This is a genomic window from Paenibacillus cineris (assembly GCF_018333335.1).
GTDB lineage: Bacteria > Bacillota > Bacilli > Paenibacillales > Paenibacillaceae > Paenibacillus_AQ > Paenibacillus_AQ favisporus.
In genome coordinates this window covers 699,861-726,031 of record NZ_BORU01000002.1, presented here as the reverse complement: position 1 = coordinate 726,031, position 26,171 = coordinate 699,861, and the positions used below count along the sequence as shown (strand labels likewise).

Annotated in this window: 26 protein-coding genes; 3 read left to right on the top strand and 23 right to left on the bottom strand. The window is 55.6% G+C overall.

Annotated features, from left to right (window positions below; translation table 11 throughout):
• Window positions 1-136: 136 nt before the first annotated feature.
• From folE to KI379_RS24040, 6 genes are all read right to left on the bottom strand, one after another.
• The gene (folE, locus tag KI379_RS24065) at window positions 137-730 is read right to left on the bottom strand and encodes a GTP cyclohydrolase I FolE (RefSeq protein ID WP_076175829.1); all 594 of its coding nucleotides are present in this window, start codon (window positions 728-730) and stop codon (window positions 137-139) included.
• Window positions 731-787: 57 nt separating this feature from the next.
• Window positions 788-1,036: a YneF family protein gene (locus KI379_RS24060; protein WP_076175831.1), complete on the bottom strand. Its 249-nt coding sequence runs from the start codon at window positions 1,034-1,036 to the stop codon at window positions 788-790.
• Between the two features lie 96 nt (window positions 1,037-1,132).
• Window positions 1,133-2,167 carry an HD-GYP domain-containing protein gene (locus tag KI379_RS24055; RefSeq protein WP_212985109.1) on the bottom strand — a complete coding sequence of 345 codons (1,035 nt, stop codon included), beginning with the start codon at window positions 2,165-2,167 and terminating at the stop codon, window positions 1,133-1,135.
• Window positions 2,168-2,189: 22 nt separating this feature from the next.
• Window positions 2,190-3,965 carry a tRNA epoxyqueuosine(34) reductase QueG gene (gene queG / locus KI379_RS34260; protein ID WP_212985108.1) on the bottom strand — a complete coding sequence of 592 codons (1,776 nt, stop codon included), beginning with the start codon at window positions 3,963-3,965 and terminating at the stop codon, window positions 2,190-2,192.
• Window positions 3,966-4,010: 45 nt separating this feature from the next.
• Window positions 4,011-4,616, bottom strand: a complete 606-nt coding sequence (gene lepB / locus KI379_RS24045) for a signal peptidase I (protein WP_076175838.1) — start codon at window positions 4,614-4,616, stop codon at window positions 4,011-4,013.
• 155 nt (window positions 4,617-4,771) lie between these two features.
• Window positions 4,772-5,197, bottom strand: coding sequence for a GNAT family N-acetyltransferase (locus KI379_RS24040; protein ID WP_076175840.1), 426 nt, complete (start codon window positions 5,195-5,197; stop codon window positions 4,772-4,774).
• A 612-nt stretch (window positions 5,198-5,809) separates the two neighbouring features.
• On the opposite strand from KI379_RS24040, the gene KI379_RS24035 reads away from it, so the two are divergent.
• Window positions 5,810-6,427 (top strand): superoxide dismutase, encoded by a 618-nt coding sequence (locus KI379_RS24035; protein ID WP_076175842.1) that lies wholly within the window; start codon window positions 5,810-5,812, stop codon window positions 6,425-6,427.
• Between the two features lie 137 nt (window positions 6,428-6,564).
• Here the strand turns inward: KI379_RS24035 and mutY are convergent, their stop codons facing one another.
• The 7 genes from mutY to KI379_RS24000 all read right to left on the bottom strand — a co-directional run bounded on the left by mutY (window position 6,565) and on the right by KI379_RS24000 (window position 13,897).
• Entirely contained in the window at window positions 6,565-7,734 is a 1,170-nt protein-coding gene (gene mutY / locus KI379_RS24030) for an A/G-specific adenine glycosylase (RefSeq protein WP_179232062.1), read from the bottom strand.
• Between the two features lie 43 nt (window positions 7,735-7,777).
• Window positions 7,778-8,173: a holo-ACP synthase gene (gene acpS / locus KI379_RS24025; protein WP_076175844.1), complete on the bottom strand. Its 396-nt coding sequence runs from the start codon at window positions 8,171-8,173 to the stop codon at window positions 7,778-7,780.
• Between the two features lie 197 nt (window positions 8,174-8,370).
• Window positions 8,371-10,437 carry a beta-galactosidase gene (locus tag KI379_RS24020; RefSeq protein ID WP_212985107.1) on the bottom strand — a complete coding sequence of 689 codons (2,067 nt, stop codon included), beginning with the start codon at window positions 10,435-10,437 and terminating at the stop codon, window positions 8,371-8,373.
• A gap of 22 nt (window positions 10,438-10,459) precedes the next feature.
• A complete protein-coding gene (locus KI379_RS24015) occupies window positions 10,460-11,506 on the bottom strand; it encodes a glycoside hydrolase family 53 protein (RefSeq protein WP_212985106.1) in 1,047 nt (348 codons plus the stop codon).
• A 10-nt stretch (window positions 11,507-11,516) separates the two neighbouring features.
• Window positions 11,517-12,395 (bottom strand): carbohydrate ABC transporter permease, encoded by an 879-nt coding sequence (locus KI379_RS24010; RefSeq protein ID WP_076175851.1) that lies wholly within the window; start codon window positions 12,393-12,395, stop codon window positions 11,517-11,519.
• Window positions 12,396-12,413: 18 nt separating this feature from the next.
• Window positions 12,414-13,310, bottom strand: a complete 897-nt coding sequence (locus KI379_RS24005) for an ABC transporter permease (protein ID WP_212985105.1) — start codon at window positions 13,308-13,310, stop codon at window positions 12,414-12,416.
• Window positions 13,311-13,642: 332 nt separating this feature from the next.
• Window positions 13,643-13,897, bottom strand: a complete 255-nt coding sequence (locus KI379_RS24000) for a hypothetical protein (RefSeq protein WP_212985104.1) — start codon at window positions 13,895-13,897, stop codon at window positions 13,643-13,645.
• A gap of 226 nt (window positions 13,898-14,123) precedes the next feature.
• Here KI379_RS24000 and KI379_RS23995 point away from each other — a divergent pair, with 226 nt between their 5' ends.
• The gene (locus KI379_RS23995; RefSeq protein WP_084204206.1) at window positions 14,124-14,582 is read left to right on the top strand and encodes a WGxxGxxG family protein; all 459 of its coding nucleotides are present in this window, start codon (window positions 14,124-14,126) and stop codon (window positions 14,580-14,582) included.
• A 139-nt stretch (window positions 14,583-14,721) separates the two neighbouring features.
• Here KI379_RS23995 and KI379_RS23990 read toward each other — a convergent pair whose 3' ends face one another.
• Complete coding sequence (locus KI379_RS23990) at window positions 14,722-15,876, bottom strand: carboxypeptidase-like regulatory domain-containing protein (RefSeq protein WP_212985103.1); 1,155 nt, start codon at window positions 15,874-15,876, stop codon at window positions 14,722-14,724.
• 76 nt (window positions 15,877-15,952) lie between these two features.
• On the bottom strand, window positions 15,953-17,689 hold the full coding sequence (locus KI379_RS23985) for a pyrroloquinoline quinone-dependent dehydrogenase (RefSeq protein WP_212985102.1): 1,737 nt from the start codon (window positions 17,687-17,689) through the stop codon (window positions 15,953-15,955).
• 223 nt (window positions 17,690-17,912) lie between these two features.
• On the opposite strand from KI379_RS23985, the gene KI379_RS23980 reads away from it, so the two are divergent.
• Window positions 17,913-18,311, top strand: a complete 399-nt coding sequence (locus tag KI379_RS23980) for a cupredoxin domain-containing protein (RefSeq protein ID WP_076175861.1) — start codon at window positions 17,913-17,915, stop codon at window positions 18,309-18,311.
• 85 nt (window positions 18,312-18,396) lie between these two features.
• Here the strand turns inward: KI379_RS23980 and KI379_RS23975 are convergent, their stop codons facing one another.
• From KI379_RS23975 to KI379_RS23940, 8 genes are all read right to left on the bottom strand, one after another.
• Window positions 18,397-19,338: a dipeptidase gene (locus KI379_RS23975; RefSeq protein ID WP_212985101.1), complete on the bottom strand. Its 942-nt coding sequence runs from the start codon at window positions 19,336-19,338 to the stop codon at window positions 18,397-18,399.
• Entirely contained in the window at window positions 19,325-20,470 is a 1,146-nt protein-coding gene (gene pqqE / locus KI379_RS23970) for a pyrroloquinoline quinone biosynthesis protein PqqE (RefSeq protein ID WP_212985100.1), read from the bottom strand. The genes KI379_RS23975 and pqqE overlap by 14 nt, the downstream gene beginning before the upstream one ends.
• Window positions 20,461-20,739, bottom strand: coding sequence for a pyrroloquinoline quinone biosynthesis peptide chaperone PqqD (pqqD, locus tag KI379_RS23965; protein ID WP_076175868.1), 279 nt, complete (start codon window positions 20,737-20,739; stop codon window positions 20,461-20,463). The genes pqqE and pqqD overlap by 10 nt, the downstream gene beginning before the upstream one ends.
• Complete coding sequence (gene pqqC / locus KI379_RS23960) at window positions 20,736-21,446, bottom strand: pyrroloquinoline-quinone synthase PqqC (protein WP_076175870.1); 711 nt, start codon at window positions 21,444-21,446, stop codon at window positions 20,736-20,738. The genes pqqD and pqqC overlap by 4 nt, the downstream gene beginning before the upstream one ends.
• A 1-nt stretch (window position 21,447) precedes the next feature.
• Window positions 21,448-22,371 (bottom strand): pyrroloquinoline quinone biosynthesis protein PqqB, encoded by a 924-nt coding sequence (pqqB, locus tag KI379_RS23955; RefSeq protein ID WP_212985099.1) that lies wholly within the window; start codon window positions 22,369-22,371, stop codon window positions 21,448-21,450.
• Between the two features lie 51 nt (window positions 22,372-22,422).
• A complete protein-coding gene (gene pqqA / locus KI379_RS34360) occupies window positions 22,423-22,494 on the bottom strand; it encodes a pyrroloquinoline quinone precursor peptide PqqA (protein ID WP_354499730.1) in 72 nt (23 codons plus the stop codon).
• Between the two features lie 229 nt (window positions 22,495-22,723).
• Entirely contained in the window at window positions 22,724-24,415 is a 1,692-nt protein-coding gene (locus KI379_RS23945) for an extracellular solute-binding protein (RefSeq protein WP_212985098.1), read from the bottom strand.
• Between the two features lie 106 nt (window positions 24,416-24,521).
• The gene (locus tag KI379_RS23940; protein ID WP_212985097.1) at window positions 24,522-26,162 is read right to left on the bottom strand and encodes a response regulator; all 1,641 of its coding nucleotides are present in this window, start codon (window positions 26,160-26,162) and stop codon (window positions 24,522-24,524) included.
• Between the last annotated feature and the right edge of the window lie 9 nt (window positions 26,163-26,171).

Here is a 26,171-nt window from a genome sequence, read left to right as displayed (position 1 = left end):
TGGAGTTTTTCTTGCGATTATAGAATGGTTCAGCTTCGCTGAAATTTATAAATTCTATAATCTTCAAAAAATAGCTGGTACAAACAAAAGAGGGCACGCCCCCTTCCGGGCGTGCCCTCTTTCTATGTTGCCGTCATTATTCTTTGATCAAAGACAGAAACTCCGCTCTCGACGCCGGGTCTTCACGGAAAATGCCGCGTACGCCGGAGGTCACCGTCTTGCTGCCCGGCTTCTTCACCCCCCGCGAACACATGCACAGATGCTCGCCTTCCACGACGACCATCACACCATGCGGCTGCAGCACATCGACCATAATGTCGGCTATCTGGGACGTAATCCGCTCCTGTACCTGCAGACGGCGGGTGACCGCCTCGACCAACCGGGCCAACTTGCTGAGTCCGGCAATTTTCCCGCTCGGAATGTAGCCGATATGGACCTTGCCGAAAAACGGCGCCATATGATGCTCGCATTGGCTGTAATACACGATATCCTTGACGATCACCAGTTCCTCATGATTTTCGTCAAAGGTCACGCCCAGCACATCACGCGGGTCTACCTCATATCCGGCAAAAATTTCCTCATACATCCGGGTAACGCGGGCGGGTGTCTCTAGAAGCCCTTCCCGCTCGGGATTTTCACCGATCAGCTTCAAAATTTGCTCGATATGGTACTCGATCTTCTCGCGGTTTTCACCAACCCGCGTGTTCACGTAATCTTTAACGCCAGCCACAGCACTTCCTCCTATCGCTACCCCCTGCTTCTCTGTAGACGTTCTATGCTGAGGGGATTATTTCTTCTTGCGGCCTTGACCTTGTGCCGGGCCCTTCTTGCCGGAAAACTGCTGATTTTTCATCATCTGCTGCGCTTTCTGCATCTGGCGCCCGTTCAGGTTGTAACCCATTTGCTTGGCCATCTTTTGAAGCATTTGCGGGTCATTTTGCATTTTTTCCATTTGCTTGCGCAGATAATACACGCCGATAAAAAACCCGCCGACCAAGCCGACGATCAGCGTAATAATTGGAATTACATATTGCATATTCCGCCACCCCTATAAGTATAAATCGATTCCTTGCGCGTGCCTGAGCAGCACGAACCTATCATAGCATGTCCAAATGCGGCTCGCAAATGAATTCTAGGCCAGTACAGCCTCGATAAATACGGTCGTTTCCTGCGCCAAATCCAGCTCTTTAATATCCAAATGACCCGCTTCGCCGCGCACGATCCGGACGACCGGACGTCCTGGCAGCCCCCGGTGCTGACGGACGACAAGCCCCGTCTCCTTGTTCGACAGCCTGACGGCCGTCCCGTTGGGATAGATCGACACCATCCTCGTAAACTGGACCAGCACGCCGTGGTCGAGCTGCTTTTCCGACATGGCCATCATTTGCTCGCAGGCTTCATGCGGCATCAGCCTCCGGCCCGAAGGCTTCAGCGGATGAATCATCCGGTCGTAAGCGTCCGCAGCGGCGACGATTTTGGCATATAAATGAATCTCGTCTCCGGTCAGTCCCCGGGGAATGCCCAAGCCGTCAACCCGCTCATGATGTTGAAGGGCGACGTGGGCGATCATCAGGCCGAACTCCCTTTTGTTCTTGAGCTTCTCGAAACCGCGCCAGGTGTGATGGCTCTTGGAATCCGGGAACAGCTCGTCTCCCTCCCGCATGCCGTTCTTGCCGATATCATGAAGCAGGGCGCCCGTAGCTAGCTCTTTGACCTGCTGATAATTCAGGCCCATATTGACGCCCATCACCGTGGACAGCAAGCATACATTCATCGCGTGAACATACTGGGCGTTGTCTGCGGTCCGGACATCCGTAAGCTGCACGAGCAGCTCTTTGTTATCCATCACGTCCTCGAGGAGATGGTCCACACTCGCGCCGATCAGCTGGGTGTTCCATTCCTTCCCGGACCGCACCGCTTCAAAAGCGTCACTCATCTCCTGAATCAAGCCCTGTTTGGTTGCCTCGCTGAGAATGTCCTCCGTCTCCACGTCCGCGTACAGCGGATCCTGGATGTAGAGCATCGTGACCCCGATTCGGTTCAGCGTACTGATCATATACACGGTAAGCTGGACTCCCGCCGACAGCAGTACCGTCCCATTCCCGGAATAGATGGTTTTCCCCAAAAATTGCCCGGGCTCCACACTTTCAATGCCTACATACCTCATGAACGTTCCCCCGATTGGTTACTTAATCGGCCCATCCCTTTCTTTCGGGCAGGGAGTTCTCCAAGGTCAAGAGATGGCGCTTGATCTCCATCCCTCCGCCATATCCTACGAGACTGCCGTCGGCGCCGATCACCCGGTGACACGGGACGATCAGCGGTACGGGATTTTTGTTGTTGGCTCCGCCGACGGCACGGACGGCCTTCGGTCTGCCAATCGCATTTGCGATATCTGCATAGGATCGGATCTCTCCATAAGGAATATCGGCAAGCGAGCTCCAAACCTGAAGCTGGAACGGCGTTCCCCGCATATCCAGCTGCACGTCGAACGTCTTGCGTTCCCCGGCAAAGTACTCACCCAGCTGGCGCTTCGCCTCTGCCAAACGCTCGTCGTCCTGAACGAAATCACCGCCGCCGCACCAGGTGCGGGACCATTTCTGGAGAACCGCCTCCTTGACGTTAAACGGTCCGAACTCGATCAGGCACAGCCCTTTCTCCGTTGCGCACAGCGTCAGCGGGCCGATCGGAGAAATCATCTCCGAATAATAGACCGTTTCCTTCTCGCCTCCCAAACCGGGAGAAAAATCATCCGCAGCCATTTCGGCATCTGCGGGTTGTCCGCTTCCAGCGGGCTGAAGCTTTTCCTGCGCTTCGCTCATCATGTCTATCACCTTCTCGTCTTGTTCTGAAGCCAGACCTTTATTCAGCCAATTCAAAGCTTCTTCCCCTCCTATCCGGCCCAAAGACCACGCTGCGGCACCCCGCAGTTCCGGTCTTGGGTCTTCCAGCAGCACCCGGCCGAGGCGGGGCACCGCCGATGTATCCTTGAAGTTGCCGAGCGCAATCACGGCGTTGCGCTGAATCGGCTTGCGGCCGCGCCAGGCGGCTGCGCTTTCCCCAAACTTCTCCTTGAACTCCTTATTGCTCAGATCCAGAATAGGCAGCAGCAGCGGCTTGTCCTTCTCGGGATCCGGCAGCAGATACTCATGATGCGTCCAGTTCTTCCCTTTGTTCTTTGGACAGATGACCTGGCAGGTATCGCATCCATACAGCCGGTTGCCGATCTTGCGCATCACCTCGTCCTCCAGAAAGCCCTTGGTCTGGGTCAAAAAGGAGATGCACCGCTGCGCATTGAGCTGGCCGGGGCCGACCAGCGCTCCCGTAGGGCATGCGTCGATGCACATCGTGCAGTCGCCGCAGTCCTCCGTGACGGGCGTATCCGGCGGAAACGGAATGTTGGTGACCATCTCCCCGAGGTAGATCCATGAGCCCCATTTGGGCGAAATGATGCAGCAGTTCTTCGCGCTGAAGCCGATGCCGGCCCGCTCCGAAACCGCCCGGTCCACCAATGCCCCGGTATCCACCATGCTCTCCATCACCGCATCCGGTACCCGCTCCCGGATGAACGCCTCAAGCTTGCCCATAGCGTCCCGCAGCACCTGATGGTAATCCCGCCCCCACGCGGAACGGGCAAGGATCCCCCGGTATTGTCCAGGCACCTGTTTGGGCTTGTGTTCCATTTTGGATGGATAGGCTACGGCAATAGCAATGAGGGAGGCGGGCTGTGCATCGGGGAGTGCCGGGGTGACGCGTTTGTCCAGATCCGGCTCTTCAAAGCCGGATTCGTAACCAAGCTTGCGGTGGTTCTCGAGAATCGATTTCAGAGAGACAAACGGGTCAGCCGAAGCAAAACCGATATCGTCAATGCCGAACCCGGCCGCAGCCTCTTTAATGTCTTGTTTCAGCTGCTCCCACGGCGAAGCCGAAGGAGCGTACGCAGCCTGTGGTTTACCTGATGTCATTTCTCCTTGCGGCCTCCTTTCCGTTAAGAGTCGTTCCATAATGTCTTACAGCGATCTCGCTTTGGATAACGGCCAGAAAATAAATTCAGCCCGCCCCACGATGGCGCTCGCTTCCACGCTGCCGAAGGAACGGCTGTCCCGGCTTGCGCCGGCATGCCGGTTGTCCCCCATCACAAAATAGTGATCCTTGTCCAGCTTGACCGGGCCGAAATCCGCATCCTGAATTTCCACCTCGGTGTAAGGCTCGCTCTGCTCCTTACCGTTCACGTACAGCTTGTGGCTCTTCACTTCCACGGTGTCACCCGGCACGCCGATGATCCGCTTTACCAGAAATTCCTTTTTCTCCGGACCGTTGCTCGGATCGCGAAGCACGACGACCTCGCCATGCTTCGGTGCGGTAAAATCATATACGATCTTATCGACAAACAGCCGTTCCTGCTCTACCAGCGTCGGCTGCATCGACTGCCCGCGGACCATGGACAGATTAAAAACGAATAAATTCAGCAGCATCATAATGACAAATGCGATAACCAGTGTTTTGGCCCAGTCCCAAAATTCGGACAGCCAGCCGCGCTTGCCTGCCTGCTCTCCCGGCGTTGTAACCGGAACCGGCTCGGGGCGGCCTTGCTCCCGCTGATCGACTTGATTCATGCTACACCTCATTTTTATGACAAATTCCCATATATACAGAAAAGCATATCTTCGGGCCTTTTGCAACGCCGCAAAGATATGCTCAAGTATAGTAAATATTGCTTATTAACGATATGGATGTAGGTTTTCTCCATAATACCAAAGGGTCGTTATCTCTATTGCGGCGCGACAATGCTGAGTTTCTGGAATGCCTGCAGCACCTTGTTGGCCCCGTAGCCCATCGCCTCATACAGAGGCATCGCGGCCTTGTTATGCTCGTCTCCTGCAATCATAATTCCGCTGACCTTACGCTGCTGGAACCGGCCTTCCATCATGGTGACCAGTGCCTTGCCAATTCCCTTGCGGCGGTAATCCGGATGGATGGCAATACGATAGTAGAAGCCGTGGTTATGCTCGATCGTGCCGATCAGGGCACCGACGATCTGTTCATCCTCTTCTGCAACCATAATCAGGTCAGAATCCCAGTAGAGCTGCCTGGAGAAAGGTTCGATCGTATTCTCGTAGCATTCTTCGGATAACGCGATTTGCAGCAGCTCGTTGACACGAGTCGCATCACTTAACTGAAAGGAACGAACATGCATGTTTAAATCTCCCTTTTCGTTAGCTTTATAGGATTAAGGGGATTTTCAGGGAAAACAAAAAAACCCTCTAATCCAAGGTATAGTATTACGACAAAAACCGTGAAAATCCTTCTTTATCATCCATTAAACCATAGTTTACTTTAAAAAACACGCGTTTTCTTTTGAAAGCGCTTTATGGCAAGCGTTTTCATTCTATCATCTGTAAATTTCCCATATAATGGACTAGTTTTGCGGCATAATCCTTCGGGATTTGGGTAAAGGATAACAAATGCGTCTTTCGACGTGCCTTCATGGAATCCAAAAAAGTTTTTTTTCTCGCGATCAAAGAATGGCACTTCCCGCCTGGATCATTTGAGGTTCTCACTGGAAAAGGCTGCGGTTAAGTCCGTTCCAATACAGCTGGCAAGCCCGCCTCAGGATTAATTCGACTTTGTAAACATAAATGTTGATTTAATCGAAAAAATACGGTTTAATAGAAATGGAATCACGTTCCATGCTACATACCTATGCCGATAAAGGGCTCTTTTGGACAACAAAAGCGTTCCTTTATTCATATGAATCAACCGCCTGCGTTGATTCTACCCAAAAAAACATTAACAGGAGGTATTTATTATGGCATTTCAATTACCACCACTTCCATACCCGAATGATGCGCTCGAGCCGCACATCGACGCTCAAACGATGGAAATCCATCACGACCGTCACCATAACACTTATGTAACGAACCTGAACGCGGCTCTGGAAAATGCTCCTGAACTGCAAAACAAAAGCCTTGAAGAGCTGATCTCCAACCTGGACAGCGTACCTGAGAACATCCGTACAGCCGTTCGCAACAACGGCGGCGGACACGCTAACCACTCCCTCTTCTGGGAAATCATCGCCCCTAAAGGCGGAGACAAGCCAAACGGCCTTCTGGCTCAAGCGATCGACAGCGAGCTTGGCGGCTTGGACAAATTCAAGGAAGAATTCACCAAAGCGGCTACAACCCGTTTCGGCAGCGGCTGGGCATGGCTCGTCGTGGACAAGAACGGCAAACTGGCTGTAACTAGCACGCCTAACCAAGACAACCCGCTGATGGAAGGTCAAACACCGGTCCTCGGTCTGGACGTTTGGGAGCATGCTTACTACCTGAAATACCAAAACAAACGCCCTGACTACATCGCAGCGTTCTGGAACGTTCTGAACTGGGATGTTGTCAGCAAACGTTACCAGGAAATCGTACAGCCGTAAACTGTACCTTCCCGGAAATAAAGGGGCTGCCCCCAAGAACTGCATTGCAGTTTCTTGAGGGGCAGCCCCTTTTGCTTGTCTCTAAACCGGGTAATTACCGGCGGCTGGGAACAAGCTCTGGTTCACGTTTTAAACGATTAATAGGATGAATGTTTAAAATAGTTCTGTAAAATTTTCAAGAATACATTAGGAAAAGCATAATGCTGCATATCCTGCTCATCGATCCATCGGTACTCCGTCTGGACGGACGGCTCGCCACTGTCCCCGGCCGCGTACATCGCCTTCAGCTCGGCTGCCTGCGGCAGGTCCTCTTCGCGGCAGCGGTAGACCTGCAGGTTCCAGTGAATATGGCTGAAGGTATGCTCCGCGTCCGTTAAATGCGCGATCGGCCGCGCAGCGATGCCTTCCTCGAGCAGCGCCCCGGCGAGGATATCCATCGCCGGCTCGTCCGGCAGACGCCCGCTGCGCGCCGCCGGCGTCTGCAAATGCGGCAGCTCCCACATGCGGGCGAGCAGCCCTTCCTGCGGACGCTGGCGGATCAGGACGCGGCCGCTATGTTCGCCGCGGCCCTCCACGAGGGCCACCACCCGGTACTCGGGCCGCGGCGGCTTCGCCTTGGTCTTGATCGGCAGCTGCTCCTCCTTGCCTTCCTGCCTGGCGGAGCAGTGCTCCATCACCGGGCAGGTCAGGCAGTGCGGCGACTTGGGCGTGCACACCAAGGCGCCCAGCTCCATGAGCGCCTGGTTGAAGTCCGATGCCCGGCCGTCCGGGATCAGCTCCACGACCAGGCTTTCCATAAAGGCGCGGGTGCTTCCCTTCATGATATCTTCCTCAATCAGGAAGTATCGCGACAGCACCCGCATCACATTGCCGTCAACGGCCGGTTCCGGCTTGTTGAAGGCAATGCTCAGAATCGCGCCGGCCGTATACGGGCCGACCCCCTTCAAGGCGAACACGGACGCCTTGTCGTCCGGCACTATACCGCCGTGCAGCTCCTTCACCTGCTTGGCCGCAGCCTGCAAATTGCGCGCCCGGGAGTAATATCCGAGGCCTTCCCAGCATTTGAGCACATCCTGCTCAGGGGCGTCGGCCAGGTCCTCCACGGTCGGAAACCGCTCGATGAACCGGTTGAAGAACGGAATGACCGTGTCCACCCGCGTTTGCTGCAGCATGATTTCCGACACCCAAATATAGTAGGGATTGCGGTGGCGCCGCCACGGCAAATCCCGTTTATGCTTGTCGTACCATTCCAGCAGGTTGATGCTGAAATGCCGTTTCTGCTCCATTGAACTTATCGAACTGCTCATGAGGTCCTTCATACCTTTCTGGCTGGCTTGATCATGAGCCGGCCTATTCCCGCTTCTCTACAACAGCGAAGGCGGAAGCCAGCTCGGTCTGGTGGGAGATCGATAGATGGATTACATATTCCGGCTCGCCCGGCAGCTCGAGGCGCTCCCAAGCCTGCTCGTTCAGCACCACGACGGGTTTGCCGCTCTCATCGGGAAGCACTTCCATGTCCACAAAGCCGATTACCCCGCCGATACCGCAGCCAAAGGCTTTGGAGATAGCCTCCTTTGCGGCGAAGCGCCCGGCGACAAACTCGGTCAGGTTTCCGCCGCGTTTCTTGGCTTCCTCCCTTTCACGGGCTGTCAGCACCCGCTCCATAAAACGGAAGCCCTGACGGCTGCCGAGAAGCAGCCCAACCCGCTTGATTTCCAGCACATCGTGCCCGATTCCGTAAATCAATGCCCCGCACCTTCCCTTCCATGACATACAAATCCTATTGTAACAGGTGCACGTCCCAAAAACGAGCCGCTTGTGAATAGGCGGCTTTTACCAGCTGTTATTCCTGGAACGATCCCCGGCAATACCTCAAAAGCTGTAGCGCACACGAAAAATGCGGAGCCCTTCGCCGGGCTCCGCATTCTTGTTACCGTCTACGATTATACGGTACTCCGCGCCAGCAGCCGCGCACCGTATCCCTCCAGCTTGATGCTTCCGGCGACGGGATCGCCGCCAAGCAGATCGCGGTATCCCCGCTCATCCAGATCCACTTGCTTGTCCTCACCCGTGAAGTTCAGGACAAACACATAGTCCGTGCTGCCGTCCGACCTAAGCTGGACCGTAACCCCTTGCGGAAGCTCGGTATCCAGCACCGGGCTGACCCCCGCTTCCCGAATAAGGCGGGCATAGAAATCGCCGTAGAACGGCTCCTTCGCGCGTGAGGCGAGGTAATAGGCCTTGCCTTGTCCGAACGAATGTACCGTCAGCACCGGACGCCCCGCGTAAAAATCGTCGCCGTACTCCGCCAGCACCTGGGCGCCTTCAGGATGAATCAGGTCGCACAGGTCGTACAGCTCATAATCGCCTTCGAGGCCCAGGCCGTTGTTCTGGACGGGGATCATCCGGTTGAGCTCGCCCCCATGCAGGCCGTCGATCTCTTCGGACCAGATGCCGAGCGTCTTGCGAAGCGGTCCAGGGAATCCGCCCAGATGGCAGAGGTCGCTCTCATTGACGATGCCGGACCAGTAGGTCGCCACCAAGATGCCTCCGCCGGCCACAAACGCCTCGAGCGCGGCACCGGCTTCCGCCGTGCATAAATACATCATCGGGGCGACAATCAGCTTATACCGGGAGAAGTCGTCGCCCGAGCCGATGACGTCCACGGGCACGCCCATGTTCCAGAAGGCGCGGTAATGCTGCATCACCGTTCCTTCGTAGTCAATTCCCCGGTTCAGCGGCCCCTGAGAATCTTTCACGGCCCAGCGGTTGTCCCAATCCGCGATAATGGCCGTCTCCGCAGGCACGCCGGAACCGGTCACCGCGGCGATTTGCTCCAGCAGGCCGCCCAGCCGGGCTACATCCTGGAACACCCGCGTGTGCTCGTGCCCGGCGTGGTCGACGACGGCGCCGTGAAACTTCTCGCTGGAGCCGCGGCTCTTGCGCCACTGAAAATACTGCACGGTGTCCGAGCCATGCGCTACGGCCTGCAGCGAGGAGAGCAGATGCATGCCCGGGCGCTTCAGCTTGCTGACCGGCTGCCAGTTCGTCAGGCTCGGCGTGCTCTCCATCAGCATGAACGGCTGCCCGCCTTTCAGTGAACGAAACAGATCGTGGTTAAAGGAGAACCAGGATGCGAGCTTGCCCGGGTCCTGCTTGTCATGCCACGTCGGATAGGCGTCCCAGGAGATGACGTCCAGGATATCCGCGAATTTGCGGTAATCCAGCCCTTCGAACCAGTCCATCATATTCGTGGTCGCAGGAAGGTCCGGCCGGATCGCCTTGAGCGGAGCAATTTCCTGTTTGCAGAAGTCCACGGTTTGGTCCGTGACGAATCTTCTCCAGTCCAGATTGTGGCCGTGGACCATCTTTTCCCCGTGCCGGGCGGGAGATTCGATCTGGGACCAGTCCGTATACGTATGGCTCCAGAACGACGTCCACCAAGCCTGATTCAAAGCCTCCAGCGATCCGTAACGCGCCTTCAGCCACTCGCGGAACGCTTCCTGGCAGTAATTGCAGTGGCACTCTCCGCCGTATTCATTGGAAATATGCCAGCCGATCACAGCCGGGTGGTTCGCATACCGCTCCGCCAGCTTCGTATTGATGATCCGGGTCTTCTCCCGGTATACGGGCGAAGAATAGCAGTGGTTATGGCGCCCGCCATGCAGATTGCGCACCCGGTTCTCCCCTACGCGCAGCACTTCGGGATACTTCTGCGACATCCATGCAGGCCTTGCGCCGCTGGGGGTTGCCAGCCATGCATAAATTCCGTTTGCTGCAAACCGGTCCAGCACCTGGTCAAGCCAATCGAACGTAAATACGCCTTCCTCCGGCTCCAGCGCAGCCCAGGCAAAAATGCCGATGGCCATCACGTTGCAATGGGCCAGCTTCATCAGCCGGATGTCCTCTTCAAGCACTTTCGGATCGTGCTGCCATTGGTCCGGGTTATAGTCGGCCCCATGCATGAAACCTGAAATTTGCGGGCTGATCGGTGGATAGGATTTCTTCATATGAATACAAGCCTCTTTTCTGTTATGGGATATAAAGCGCCGGGAGCGGATAACCGTCATGATCAAACAGCGTCAGATTGCTCCAATTGTTGGCATGGCCGACGGACCACACCTGCTGCGACGGGATCCAGCACGGCTCCCAATAATAGAAGCCCAAGCCCCGGCCGTCCGGCGTGTGGCGGATGATGTCGGTTAGCGCTTTCAAATAAGCCTGCTGGCCTTCAGCCGAAACGGGGAACGCGGACGGCAATGCTTCATCATTCTCCACGATGAGGGGAAATCCTTCCCTAGTCCGAAAGGTCCAGGGGTAAGCCGTTTCCACGACGACGATGTCCCGCCCAAACCGCAGAGACAAATCCTGCAAATTCCGTTCGAGCTGCTCCAGCGGACCGTGCCACCATGGATAATACGACAATCCGATCACGTCATGAGGAACCCCCTGCTCCTCCATCCGCTCAAAAAAGGTCAGGCTGCCTTCCGGATCCCCGCCGCGGTCGATGTGCAGCATCACCCGGACTGATCGGTCCACCGCCTGCACAGCGCTTGCACCAGATTTGAGAAGCCCGCACAAGCGGGCCCATGGCTCCTCATCCGCACCGGCCTCCGCTCTCGGATCCACCTTCGCATCCGGCCAGAGCATGCCGTTAGTAATCTCATTTCCGATCTGGACCATATCCGGCAGGGCACCGCCGGCGCGCAGCACCGCCATCACTTCGTACGTATAATCGTAAACGGCCTGTTCCAGCGCCGCCCCGCGCAGTTCTTCCCAAGCGGCCGGCTTCCACTGGTTCGCCGGGTCGGCCCACTTGTCCGAGTAATGAAAATCCAGCAGCAGATGCATGCCGAGCTCCTTGACCCTTTTGGCCATTATCAGAGTCCGCTCCAGATTGCAGTAGCCTCCCGGCGGATCATTCCAGATCCGCAGCCGGATGGAGGTGGTGCCGCTGCGCTGTAAAAGCTCAAGAACGCCCACCTTGTCCGGGCCCTCATGAAACGTGCCTCCCCCCTGTTCGATCTCATCCAGGAAGGACACGTCCATGCCCTTGATCCACATCTTTTCGATTTCCATGCCCTGCCTCCTATTCCTTAACCGAGCCCATCACAAGGCCCTTGACGAAATATTTTTGCAAAAACGGATAAACGAGCAGCACCGGCACCGCGCCGATGAAGATCTGGGCGGCGTTGACCGTTTTCTGTGAGAGCAGCGCCACCTCTTTCGGATCAATGCTCATGGTGCTCATATCCTTCTGCACAATGACCGTCTGCAGGAAGGTCGCCAGCGGAAACTGCTTGGCATTGTTCAGGTACAGCAGCCCGTCGAACCACGAGTTCCAGTGGAACACCATGCTGAACAGCGCCAGCGTTGCGATCGAAGGAAGCGATACCGGCAGAAAAATCGAGAAGAGGGTGCGGAAATGCCCGGCACCGTCGATAAACGCCGCTTCCTCCAGCTCTTTCGGGATTCCCCGGAAAAAGTTCAGCAGCAATATCGTGAGATACACGTTGACCGCTCCCGGCAGAACGAGCACCCAGAAGGAGTTGATGAGATGCAGCTTCTGGATGACGATATAGAACGGCACCAGCCCGCCGCTGAAGATCATCGTGAACACGAACACCCAGGAGTACACGTTTCTCGCCCGGAAGACCGAAGCTTCCTTCGACAGCGGATAGGCCGCCAGAAAGGCCAGCAGCAGCGTGAGCGCGGTGCCCAGCACCGTTCGCTTTACCGAAACCCAAATGGAGTGCAGGAACACGGGGTTGTCGATCGTTTTTTTGTAGGCCTCCGTCGAGAACTGCACCGGCCAGAGGCCGACCAGATTCGCGTCCGCCGCCGACTTGGCGCTGAACGACACCGCCAGCACATGCAGCAGCGGAATGATGCACATCAGCGACAGGCACAGCAGCACCAGGGTATTGGCGACCGAAAATATGCGGTATGAAGCGGTTTTATGATACATCCTTCTGATATCCCCCTCTTAAAAAATCCGGTAGTTCGCCAGCTTGTAGGCCAGCCGGTACGAAATGAGGATCAGGATCATCGATATGACCGACTTGAACAGACCGATCGCTGTGCCAAGCCCCATCTCTCCGTTCAGAATCGCGGTACGGTACACGAACGTGTCGATGATATCCCCTTTCTGGTACACAAGCGGATTGTACAGGTTGAAAATTTGGTCAAAGCCCGCGTTCAAAATGTTGCCCAGCGCCAGCGTTCCGACGACCACAGCGATCGGCAGCATGGACGGAATCGTAATATGGAGCGTCTGCTTCCAGCGGGTTGCCCCGTCTACCTCCGCCGCTTCGTAAAGGGACGGATTCACGTTCGCGAGCGCAGCCAGGAATACGATCGTGCCGAAGCCGAACTCCTTCCATACGTCCGAGGCGATGACGGTAAACCGGAACCAATTGTTATCGCCAAGGAAAAAGATCGGCGGGATGCCGAACCAGGAGCTCAGGATGCGGTTCAGAAATCCGCCGTCCGTGGACAGAAAATCCAGCAGAATGCCGCCCAGAATGACCCATGACAAAAAGTGGGGCAAATAGACCAGCGTCTGCACGAAACGCTTGAAGAACGCCCTGCGCACCTCGTTGAGCAGCAGCGCAAACGTAAACGGCGCCAGCAGGTTCAGCACGATCTTGAGTGCGGAAATGATCAGCGTATTCCAGATCACCTCCATACTGTCCTGCCGTTCAAACAGCATGCGGAAGTTTTCCAGTCCAACCCACTCGGAGTGGGCAAAGCCCAGCCAGGGCTTAAAATTTTGAAAGGCCATGACGATCCCCGCCATCGGCACATAGCTGAAAATGACCAGAAACACCAGCGCCGGCAGCAGCATAATGTGCAGCGGCCAGGTTCTTTTTAGACGGTTCATAAAAGGTCGTTCCCCCTCTTGGAATGCCAATTTCTCTTTTGGTACCGTCATTATAGCAACCGCCCAAATGTCGTCGTAGCTCATAAAACCAACATAAATGGCACTATTGCAACCAATTGCAGGCATGAATCCGCGAAGGGCTTGTCCCTCTGCTGAGCCTTGCCTCCGCCAATGGAGAGTTCATGAAGCCAGGCCTGCCGAATACAAAAAAACCGGCGAAAATCAAATGATTGATTTTCACCGGTTTCCAGGCGACCGTCTCTTCCATTGAAACGCCGATACAACGGAGTTACAGCGTATTGTGAGACGGTGTTTCCCGCTCATCCATTCTATTATCGGGACTCCAGGCTGGCCGGGCTGCTGGCATGCGCCGCCTCGCCATGGGTGCCGGCTTCCTGCGCTTCGCGCTGATCGAACATTCTGCCGATTTTCCAGCCGATGCCTATATTCAAAACCGCCATCGCTCCAAATAAAACCACATCACCCCAGGGCTCCGGCAGCAGCAGATCGGCAAGCAGCCACCCTCCGGTCATGGCCGCCCCCATCACTGCGCCCTTTACGGATGACCTTAAACTCATTTTTCCCATTCGACACACTCCCCCGCCTGATTCCTTATAATCTGAATCGACAAGCAATAGGCCTGCACGCCAAAGTTCTTTGTTTCCTGCCTTTTGTGATATATATGTCGTGGACAAAATCGAATATTCCCGAATAACCGTTAAAAAGCCCCTGGCTCCCCATCTGTATAAGCTCACTTCTTCCGTGACACAATAACGTAAGTTTAAAAACATACTCCGAAGGAAGGTAGCCTCAATGAGACAACAGTTAAGAATCGGTGTATTGATTGCAGGCATGTCTTTGATGCTGGCTGCTCCGGCCTTTGCTTATGGGGCGGCTGGAACGGCGCAAGACGGCGGAAATGGCGGCATGGGCACAGGTATGGGCACGGGGACCCTCGGAACCGAATCCACCGGTGGTTCGCATTACCGGGTGAACAATGTCGGAACGACATCCCATTACCATGTCAGCGTATATGGCACTGGAACAGGAAGCCAATACTTGAATACGAATTACGGAACGAACAACACCGGCCGGATGGGAACAAACAACTACACCGGATCCAATACGAATATGCTGACTGACAATAACCGAATCCGGACGAACGCAGCGACGGACACGAACCGCGGCGGAGGCTGGGGCTGGCTCGGACTGCTGGGTCTAATCGGATTAGCCGGCATGCGCAAAGGAAACCCGGAACGAGACCGCGGTTAGTTTGCCCAAGTGCATGGTCAGCCATCATAAAAATCCCTGACTTACTTCAAATGTAGGTCAGGGATTTTTAGTGCTTCGACTCCCGGTCGATCAATCAACAGCACATTCTGTTGTCTATCGCTATCTAAAATGTCCTATCCTAAATGGCTGTAGAGTGAGCCGGACGTTCATCATATTTAAAAGGGATATGTTTCGGATCTTCAGCGGCAGGCTGAACAAAACCGGCCGGAAGGGTATCGCCCCAAGTTAAGCGCCCCTCGACGAATTTGGACATCCGGGTCTCGAAAAAGGCCGGCCGCTGCTTCCACACCTTTTTGGCAACGGTCACGGTAAATTCCCCTCGCTTGTTCGGAATGGTGACGGAATAAGGGACATCCTTGGGCAAACTCAGTCCGACCAGCACTCCGGTGTACATCGCGCCAGACGATGTCAGGCTCACCAGATACGGTGGACGATCCGTGATGACCGTGCCCTCTTCCGGCAGTGTGATGTCGATCTCCACGCTTGTGTTCTCGGGCATCTTGAATACCCTGCCTTCCGGAAGCGTGTACCTCTTGGTGCCGATCGTGACCGACAGATTTGTTTCTTCATCCTCTGGCCAATAGAAAATGGAATATCTGCCGTCCTGATCGGTCGGCGTCGATTTCCCGAAGCCTTCGCCTTGATCCCGGTCAAACCAGACCACCGCGTTCTCGACCGGTCTGCCGTTCGCGTCTTTGACAACCCCGCCCATCCGGTATTTATCCACTTGAAAATAAGATACGACGTCACCGCTGCCGGCTATGACCCGTCCGTGAACCTGGACCTTGGATGCATCTTCAGGATCGTCTTCCACCTTCAGCACCTCAATCGGATAATTTACGCTGAGCATGGCCGAAGCAGTAAGAAGCCGCTTCGACATTTCCGGCGTTAGATGTTTCCCGGATACGGTGGCGTCCTTAAGGGAAGCGATACTGATTTTAGTCTCAGCCAGGAGGCTCTGGTCAACGGTCAGGGTGAACGATCCGTCCTTCCCTGTGGGAGCGTCAATTTGGCTCTGGCTCGTATGCACCGTGGCGCCGGCCACAGGCTGATTGTCGAGGAGCAGCCTGCCGTGAACGGAGGTCATATGGGACCCGTCCGACTTCCACTGCTTAAGCCGCAAGGACGGCGAATCAACCGTCAGCTGTACGCCTTGGTCCGCCGCTTGCGCCGATGCCGGAGCCTCCGAGGATACCGGCTTCGAGGGCAACCCGGCACATCCGGCAAGACATACCGTCATGATCAAAATGGACAGTCGCTGCAAATACCACATGGATTCGATTCCTCCCCTTTACTTTTGCGCAAATAAACAGGGGCAAAGCCATAGGCTCTGCCCCGCTTCATGAACCTTATTTTTTCTGGTGAGCGTTCGTGTCTTCCGCTGTACCCGCTTTGCCTTGGGTTTTATCGCCGCCAAGACCGAACACGAACACTTTCGGTTTGGGACCGCCGGATGTAAAGGCCATATATTGTTTGTCGTCGACGACGAAAATCGCCGGCGCTGCTTGAATGCTGCTGCCCGTCGTCTGGAAGGTCCAGATGACCTTGCCGCTTTTAATATCCAGGGCGTTGATCTTCCCGTCGAGCTCGCCGTAGAAAGCCAGTCCCGTCGTCGTGCTTGTAAAGCCTCCGCGCATCGGATCCTTCGTCTTGATTTGGTAGGCTTTTTTGCCGGTATTCACGTCCATCGCCGTGATGGTGCCGTACGGTACATCCTTCGCTGGCGCCGAGGTCGTCGTACCGAACGCGGCCGCTCCGGGCATGTCCGGTGTCGAGGCTTCCGTCTGGCTTTTCGCAGACTTGATGACGGCCCCCTGTTCCACGCCCGGAATCAGCACATAATTTGTTGCGGGATCATACGTTTCGGGAGCATAGTTCTCGCCTCCGAGCACGCCCGGGTACACGGTAACCCCCTCCGGTGTCGGCTTCGGATGATCGATCTTGGCAAAAGGAACCCCGTCCCAAACGACAGCTCCGGTCTTGGCGTCCCATGCATACCATTGTCCCGACTTCCCGCCCTGCACGACGATTTTTTGCTGCTTGCCTTTGACGGTGGCATTCAGGATCATCGGCGAAGCCGCGGCGTCATAATCCCAGAGGTCATGGCTGATTTCCTGCTTCGCCCAAATCAGCTTGCCCGTAGCAGCGTCGACGGCAACCACCGAGTCCGTGTGCGGATTGTCTCCCGGCCGGGATTCACCGTAAAAGTCAGGTGCCGGGTTGCCCACGGCAAAGTACATGATCCCTGTCTCCTCATCGATGGCCGGCGGGTTCCATACCGCGCCTCCGCCCTGGAACTTGCTGTTGGCGAGCCAGTCCTGGCCTTTAGGCGGGACCGTGTAGAAAGGAGAAGCCCAGGCCGGCGACAGGTCGCTCGCTTTATACGCGTTGACAAACCCGCGGATGCCGTTGTCCCCGCCGCTGCTGCCGATATAAATGTTGCCTTTGTAATACACAGGCGCGGTCGTTTCGTAATAACCGTTCTCCAGCGTCACACCTTTGATGGACTCGGAGATCGGCACCATTTTGATCAGCTTGCCGGTCTTCTGGTCCAGGGACACAATCTGATTGTCGACCGTCAGCATGAACACTTTGCCTTCCCCAACAGCGACGCCGCGGTTGGCAATGATCCCCGACTTGCTGAATGTCGCAGCTTGCTCTGCGGACGGCTTCCAGTGCCAGATTTGACTACCGGTTGCGCCATCGAAGGCGAATACCTGATTCCCGGCGGTCGTAATGTACACGATGCCGTCGACGAACACCGGATAGCACTGATTCCCGTTCTTGACGTCTTTGTCAAGCTCCTTCAGGTCCGCGCTCCAGATCACGCCCAGGTCCTTGACGTTGGCCGCGGTCACCTCTTTATAAGGGACATGGCGGGTATTTTTCAGATCGAATCCATAGGTGCCGAAGTTTTTAAAAGAGGTGCCCGTCACTTTTCCCGGCGTCGTGGAAGGTTTGTTTTCGTTTGTATTTTGCGCCGGAGCCGGTGTCGCTGCGTTATTGTTCTTATTCGTATTACAGCCGCTTAGAGCCAGGCTTGTGCTTAAAAGGGCTGCGCCAATCATCACGTGAGTTTTTCTCATGTTGGAACGATCTCCTCATTTTTTCATTAGAAGCGTTGTAACGTAATATTTCCAGCAAGACCAAAAATCATGCAGAAAAAATATACAGCCCTTCGTACATGCACCTGGTTTGCACCCAAGCAGCATTTCCGGCTGATGTCATGCAGGTATAAAAGCGGCTCAAATCGGTCATCTTGAAGGAGAAGAATCACACCACCCAGATTTGCATTCAAGGAGGACGACGATGAAACCGAAATTCCGTTTGATCTTTACGATAGCGCTGCTCTCGATCGTATTGGTATTAAGCGCATGCGGCAAAAGCAATAACGGTACGGCGGCTCCGCCTGCCAACAATACAGCCCCGTCCACCGGCGGCGGACAAACCAAAGAAATTACCGTAACGGCGAAAAACTTCGCTTTCGACCCGCCCAATATCGATCTGAAAGCCGGCGATACGGTCAAGCTGACCTTTAAAAACGCGGATGGCGTACACGGCTTCGAGATTCCTGACCTGAACGTCAATCTGCAGGACGGACAAACGGCCACCTTTACCGTAGACAAGGCCGGGACTTACGACTTCAACTGCTCGATCCAATGCGGCTCAGGCCACGACAATATGACGGGTACGATTACGGTATCCTGAAGACAAAAACAAAAAAGGAGCCCATCCCAAGATGGAACTCCTTTTTTTCGATTTATGGCTTGTGGAAAGCTGCAGGAAGCAGACATTAGGTCGCCGCGGGCAGGTGCTTCAAATAAAAACGATACCAGTTGCCGCAGATAAAGCCTTCCACGTCCTCCTCGCTGTAATGCTTCTGCAGTAAATTGACCAGATCATGATATTTACCCGCATGCTCCAGACCGATGATCTTTTCACGGATACCGTCAAAATCCGATCCCAGCCCGATATGCCGGCGGCCCCCAAGGGAGCAGATATGGTCGATGTGCGCGAGCAGCCGGTCCATCGTTACCGGTTCCTCCGCATGGACAAAAGGCGGCACAAAGGTGACCCCGATGACGCCATCCGCCCGGATGATGGAGCCAATCTGCTCATCGCTCAAGTTTCTGCGGCGCGGGCATATTTTGCCGGCATTGGAATGGGAGGCGATGAGCGGCTTCGCGGACAGCGACGCCAGCTCCCAGAACGCTTTTTCCGAGAGATGGGACACGTCCAGGATCAAGCCCAGACGGTTGCATTCCTGAATCAGCTGCCGGCCTTTCTCGGTCAATCCCGCTCTCCTGGACTCCATGACGCCGTCCGCCGCCCAATTGGCGTAATTCCAGGTGATGCCGATACTCCGGACGCCCAGATGATGCAGGATCCGCACATAGGCCAGGTTTCCCTGCAGCGCATCGACTCCTTCAAGCGATAGCAGCGCCCCGGTCAGCCCATTCTTCTCTGCGTATTCGAGGTCCTCCTTGGACCGGATAAAATGGATGGGGCCGCTTGCGAGCACCTTCTCATGAAACAGGTCAATGCTCTCCAGCACATAACGAAACTCTCCGGCATACTTCTCAGGCAAGTAGACGGCAAAATTCTGGAACCCGATGCCGGCTTTTTGCATGCGTTCCAGCGTGACATCCAGCAAATCCTGTTCGTTTACAAAATCCAGCTGCGGATGCTCAAGCAGTTTGCTCAGCACATCGCAGTGGGCGTCAAATATGGTCACCGGTCATTCCTCCGTTCTTCTTGAACCTGCCGCGATAGGAATAAGAAGGCACAGGGCGATGAGGCACAGTAACAGATGGTTCATCGTGGTCTTGATTGAGGGAAGATAAAATATCGGATATCAGTTCGTGATGAGGCGACCACTGGCAGACAGGATCCGCCTGCCGCGCGTCGCCGGCCAACAGGTAAGCTTGGCAGCGGCATCCGCCGAAATCGCGGAAGCGGTGTTCACAGCTCCGGCAGGGCTCCGCCATCCAGTCGAAGCCGCGGAAGCTGTTGAATGCTGCGGATTCCCGCCATATCCATTCGAGGCTCCTCTCTTTAACGGATTCGAAGGTCAAGGTATGAATGCTGGATGCCGCGGTGCAGGGCAGCACGGTTCCGTCGGGCGTCACCGTCATCGAAATTTCGCCCCACCCGCCCATGCAGGGTTTTGGGAAATCCTCATAGTAATCCGGGAGAACCCAGATCAGTTCAATCTGGCGGTCAAAGCGCGCTTTGGCCCGAAAAAAAGCTTCCTCAGCCGCCGCGAGCTGCGCTCTGGTCGGCAGCAGATGCTGGCGGTTAAGCAGCGCCCAGCCGTAATACTGGGTATTCGCCAGCTCCAGCCGAACGGCTCCCCATGACACACACATCTCGATGATTTCCTCTACGAGGTGGATATTTTGCCTGTGCAGGACCACGTTCATATGTAAGGGGATCCCCGCCTCCCGGATCAAGGCAGCCGTTTTCTGTTTGAATTCGTGTGCCCGGGAGCCGGCAATCGCATCCGCCAGGCCCGGCTCGGACGCCTGTACGCTGAGCTGCATACTGTCGACCCCCGCGTCCACCAGCTGCTGCATGCGTTTCTCTGTCACGCCAACCCCACTGGTAATGACATTTACAAAAAAGCCCAGTTCACGGGCCTGCCGGATCAGCTGGTCCACGTCCGGTCTCATGAGCGGCTCGCCGCCGGTCAGGTGAAGCTGCACGACCCCAAGCTCACTGGCTTCCGTGAATACTCTGATCCATTCCTGCGTGCTCAGCTCATGCTCCCTTTTGGCGAGCTCTACCGGATTCGAACAGTAGGCGCAGTGAAGGGGGCACCGGTGGGTAATTTCCGCCGACAGGGCATACGGTATGCTTACGGACACTTTTCGATCCACCCCCGCTCAATGGCTTGCGTGAGAAACTCGAGAACATCCTCCTGCAGATTGGATTGATTGTATTTCGCCTCAAGCTCCCCGATAATTTGGTGAGCCGACCGTGTCCCGTCACACAGCCAAAGAATGGCCCCGGCCGTCGGATTCAGGTTGACGACGCGTTCGGGGAGCAGGAGCATATCGGTTTGCCTGGCTTTATCGAACTTCAGCCGTGCGGGACTTCGCAGCCTGAGCTGCTCCGACTGCCCCCAAGCGATCATCGCTGTGCCTCCGCATCGGGATACGCCAGACTTAACGCATCCAGAATGGCCCAGAGGACATCGCATTTAAAGTGCAGGGCGGATATGACCTGCTCCTGCTCGCCGCGGTCTTTGCATTCACGCAAAACGAGTTCCAGACCGTGGTCCGCGTCACGCGGTGCCTGATGCAGCCTCGCCTGGAAATACTCCAGTCCTTCCGGACGGATCCATGGATACAGCTGTTCAAACACGGCGATTCGCTGGGAGATGAGGACAGGAGCGAACAATTCCGTCAAAGAGGAAGCTACGGCAATGAGCCACGGCTGCAGGCGGCAGAAATTCACGTAGGCATCGACCGCAAACCGGACGGCGGGAAGGACATGGCGCTCATCCAGCATCTCCTCTCTCGGAATGCCGACGGCTTCGCCAAGGCGGATCCAGGCTTCGATCCCTCCCTCGCTCCCTTCCGTTCCGTCATGGTCCACAATGCGCTGTATCCAGTGGCGGCGCTCCTCTCTGGAAGGCAGCTTCGAAAGGATGATGGCATCCTTGACGGGGATATTTTTCTGATAATAAAACCGGTTCGCCACCCAAGCCCGAAGCTGCTCGGGACTCAGCTTTCCTTCATGCATGCGTACGTGATAAGGATGCTTGTCGTGATAGCGCTGTTCCCCGACCTGGCGCAGCCTCATCGTTAATTCTTCGTTCGAGAGCAAATGCTGGTTCATGTTAGACCTCCAATTCCAAACCGTCGTAACCGACCTCGATCCCCAGCTCCCGAAGGCTGCGATTCTCCGGAGAAGCCTCGTCAAGGATCGGATTGGTATTGTTGATATGGATGTAAATTTTTCGCCCAACCGATATACGGGAAAGGTGCTCCAGGCTTCCACCCGGTCCGGCAATGGGGACATGCCCCATATCGGATGCCACTAATCGGGAAATATCCAGCCGCCGAAGCTCATCCGAATGCCAAAAGGTGCCGTCCACAAGGACGCAGTCGGCTGCTTCCAATTGGGTATGAAGCTCGTTCGACCAGGACTCGACACCGGGCGCGTATACAGCAGTCCCTCCGGTCCGCTGGTCTACCATGCGGTAGCCGACGACCCAAGGGGATGTGGGCGCCCCATCCGTATCGGGATCCCGAAGGAACGACGCATACCTCGGCGGCTTAGAGCCCAGGAAGAACGGATATACCATTACTCTGCCCCCAAATAGTGGAAAAGATTCCTGCGGCCGGACTTCGTGCCACCGGTATGAAGCATAGGGCTTCAGGATTTGCCTGACCGGGAAGGCTTCCATCAGGGCGTCCAATATGGGAGCTGCGGCGTAAACGTCGATTGCCGAAGACTCCCTTAAGTGGAGAAGGCCCATCGTATGATCCAGCTCCCCGTCCGTCAGCAGCACGGTTGAAATGGGCGTATGCCGGATCGTGGAACCCGGAGCAAGCTCGGCATGGGCCTCGATCTGTGCACCAATATCCGGCGTGGCATTTATGAGAACCCAATCGCTGCCATCATCGCTGACGGCCAGCGAATTATGCAGCCGGGCACGTAATGAGGGATCCTGCATCCGCACGCGGCGGCAGTTCGGACAGCCGCAGTTCCACTGCGGGAAGCCTCCTCCCGCCGCTGATCCCAGCACCTTCAACAGCATGTTTCTGCCCCCCTCAAAAAAATAGATGCCGGATTGCTCCGGCATGGTTCGTCACTTCTGATAAGCGTATGCGGTAACCTCTGCACAAACCTCTATGACTTCAAAATCGGGTTTAACCCACATGCCGCCACCCCCTTTGATGAAATATCCCACCATGCCTGCCAGTAGAGAGCACAAGTCTGTTTAATCATATGTTGTATTTTGGCATTCTATAACACGTAACCATGCGAATGGGTGTTCTCTTAAGCGTTCTCTCCCAAAGTCAAAATTCGCGAGGTTCGCCAATAGGCTTCGCAGACGGAAGCAAAAAAAGCGGCATGCCTCAGCATGCCGCTTCCCTTCTGTGCGCCGGTTATTGCCCCAGCTTGGAATACCAATCATTCACTTCGTTTGTCATTTGGTCGCCGCCCGAAGACTTCCAGGTCTCTACGAATTTATCAAACGCATCCACGCCTTGCTTGCCGTAGATAATTTCGTTAAAGGTCTGATTTTCGATTTTATTCAAATAGTCCAGCTTGGATTTCATAGTTGCCGTGGTTGGGCCGGTGTACAGGTTCGGATAAGCGATGTCCTTCTGGGACATCAATACCTTGGCCGCTGCCGGCGTATCCAGACCGTAGTTGAGCTTCACTTCTTTTTCCAGGCGGGTTGTCGCTTCCTTGCCGTCCGCCAGGTTCAGCAGCGCCTTCATCTGCGCGTCCGGAATCCGGGCCCCGTCGCGCACCAGCAGGTAGCGCAGGCTGTTCACGAATCCGCCGGGGATGTCCTCATACCGGAGCGGTTTGCCGCTGGCGTCCAGATCGTAATCGTATCCCTTGAAGAGGCCGTTGTCGAACACGCCTCCCGGCTGGGAATTGGCCAAATTGTCGAACATGTAGTTCTGGTAGGTAAAGAACGCTTCGGGATGCTTCATGTCCTTGTTGATCAGCGTCACGCCGTTCGTGAACAGGGTGCCGTGGCGCCCGGCTTTCCCGTCCGGCCCAGCCGGCAGGGCAATCGGCTTCCAGACCGCCGTCTTCACGTTCTTCACTGTGTCACTCAGCGGCCATCCGCTCATCCAGTAAGGTCCAGGGATGATTCCGGCTTTGCCGGCGACGGCCGGTTCGGACGTCTTGTTCTCATCCCAGAGCGCCGCTTCCTTCGGAATATAGCCTTTGGTGAACCATTCGTTCAGCTTTTGCAGCCCCGGCTTCATACCCGAGTTGATCGAGCCGTACTCCAGTTTCCCGTCCGCGCCTTTGTTCCACTGCTGCGGGATGGTGCCGTAGGCGCCGAAGATCCAGGACGGATCACCCATCCAGGTATTCATCGTGGTCTTGAATCCGATGCTCAGCGGGATGACCTCGTCCGGCTTCAGACCGTCCGGATTGTTGTTTTTGAAGGCGTCCATGACCTTCTCCAGCTCATCGATCGTTTTCGGCGCGGCAAGTCCCAGCTTGTCGAGCCAATCTTGGCGAATCCACAGCAAATAATCGTGGTTGTAGGCGTAATCGAGCACCGGGATGCCCATTCTTTTGCCATCGCGGATATAGGGGTTCCATACGTTCTTGTCCTGATCGATCGCCTGCTTCCACGTGTCGTTGGCATACTTGTCAAACAGCGCGCCCGCATCCTGGAACATGCCCGAATCGATCAGGTCCTGCGCCAGCTGCGCATCGCCGACGGTGACCACATCCGGCATTTCCTGGCCGGAAGACATCGCCAGCCGGAGCTTGGTTGCAAATGCCCCGTTCGTGTCGGTCACCGACCACAGCGATTTGATCTCGATGCCCAGCGTGTCCTTGGCCCACTTGGTAGCCACGTTATTTTCGATCGACTCTCCGTTCTTGAACTTCAGCTCCGGATCGACGCCCCACACCGTGCTGATCGTCACCGGCGGGTCGTATTTGTCTTTATAAGCGTTTTCATTTTCGGCTGCAGCCGGCGGGTTCTGGGCCGAATCCGCAGAAGTTCCTCCTTTGGACCCCGAGCATCCGGTGAACAGCGCGCTGACCAGCACCAGGCTGCATGCAAGCGTCAATGCCTTTTTCGTATATGCCTTCATGTCGCTCCCCCTTAAATCTATATTCCTTCTACATGTTTCATTATAGAGGTGCCCCAATCGGCGTCCTATGTCATTCTCCGAACATTTCTGCACCTTTTGCAACCTGTTACTGGTCCCGGAATTCGTTTGGATTCAGCCCGTAATGCTTCTTGAACATTTTGCTGAAGTACTGCGGGTTTTGGTATCCGAGCTCGGCGGTAATCTCGTATATTTTTTTGTTCGTCTTCTTCAGCAGATAGAGCGCACGTTCCATCCGCATCCGGATAATATAATCGCCCAGGCTCTCGCCGGTTTCGGCTTTATAGATTTTGGACAAATAGACCGGATGCAAAAAGACTTTGTCGGCAATCGTCTTCACTGACGTGTCCTGCCCCAAATCGCGGGAGACGAGCTCCTGCACTTGGTGGATAATGTAGCTGCGCGTATATTGATCGCTGGCTGACAGCTCCGTCCGGAGCTTGTCCAGCATCCGCAAGGCCCAGCTTCGCAGCTTGTCCAGCGACAGAATCATTCCCTGGTCATGGACCAGGTCAAAGCCCGACTGGTCGATTTGATAGGCAAACTGGCCCTGCTTGTGCACCATATACATGAACGCATTCGTCATCAGCAAATATACCTCGTACAGATGCTCACGGGAGTAGCTCGTCCCTTCCAAATCGGCAAAAACTTCGTCAAGCTTGTTCCGCGCGGCATCCCACTGCTTGGATTCCAGCAGGTGAATCAGCGTCGGTGGCTTATACAGCGATTCCATCGATTGGACCGGGCTGACAGGCTGCGACCGTACGTCATCGAGGTACAGGATGCCCCCGGAATCGCCGCCGCCGGACATCATAAAGGAGCCGAGACCGGCCCGGTAAGCCTGGGCGATGCCGTCCGGGAACGGAAACCAGTCCGTGATGACCAGCGTGATATCTCCCTTCAAGTAACTGCTCACCTGCGTGCGGAAGTTTTCCGCAAGCCCGTGAAGCTTCGCTTTGCGGCGCTTCTCAAAATCCGGCAGCAGCTCAATGCCCTCCCGGTAAGAGGTTTTCAACGCGGCCGCCAGCACCAGACAGTCATGGGGCGCCTTGCAGCCCCACACATGAAATGCCTCCGCAAGCGTCTCCTCTGCGATGTTGCCCACCGCGTACTCTATCAGCGCCATCGAATGGTGGTCGTAATGGGCAAACTGCCGTCCGAGCTGGACGAGCAGCAGCACAGCGGGTTCGCCGACCTGCAGCGGAATTTCGTACTGGGCCAGCTTGTCCGCCACGGTCCGGTGCGACCAGGTCCGGCCCAGCACCAGATCGTGCATCAGGCTCGCTTTCAGCACGCCGGAATCCGATTTGATGGCGTACATTAACTGATGCACCTTTTCCGCCGCCTCCCACTCGTCCTTCAAAGATTCGATCGCATTCGACAAGCTGAGAATGAACTCCTCGTCGTTCACGGGCTTTAAAATATAATCAAAAGCCTGCAGCTGCAGTGCCTTCTTCGCATATTGAAAGTCCGAATATCCGGTCAGCACCATGCAGCGGATATGCGGCCAGTCCTGCTGAATCCGCTCAATCAGCTGCAGGCCGTCGGTTTCCGGCATTCGAATATCCGATACGACGATATCGATGGACTGCTCGGACAGAACGGCCAGAGCCGCCTCGGCCGAGTCGGCTTGATAAACCTTGGCAATGCCCAGGTCGTCCCACGGGATCGTGGCTTTAATGCTTTCGGTGACATAGGATTCGTCATCCACCAGTAAAATTTCAATCATTCTATGTTC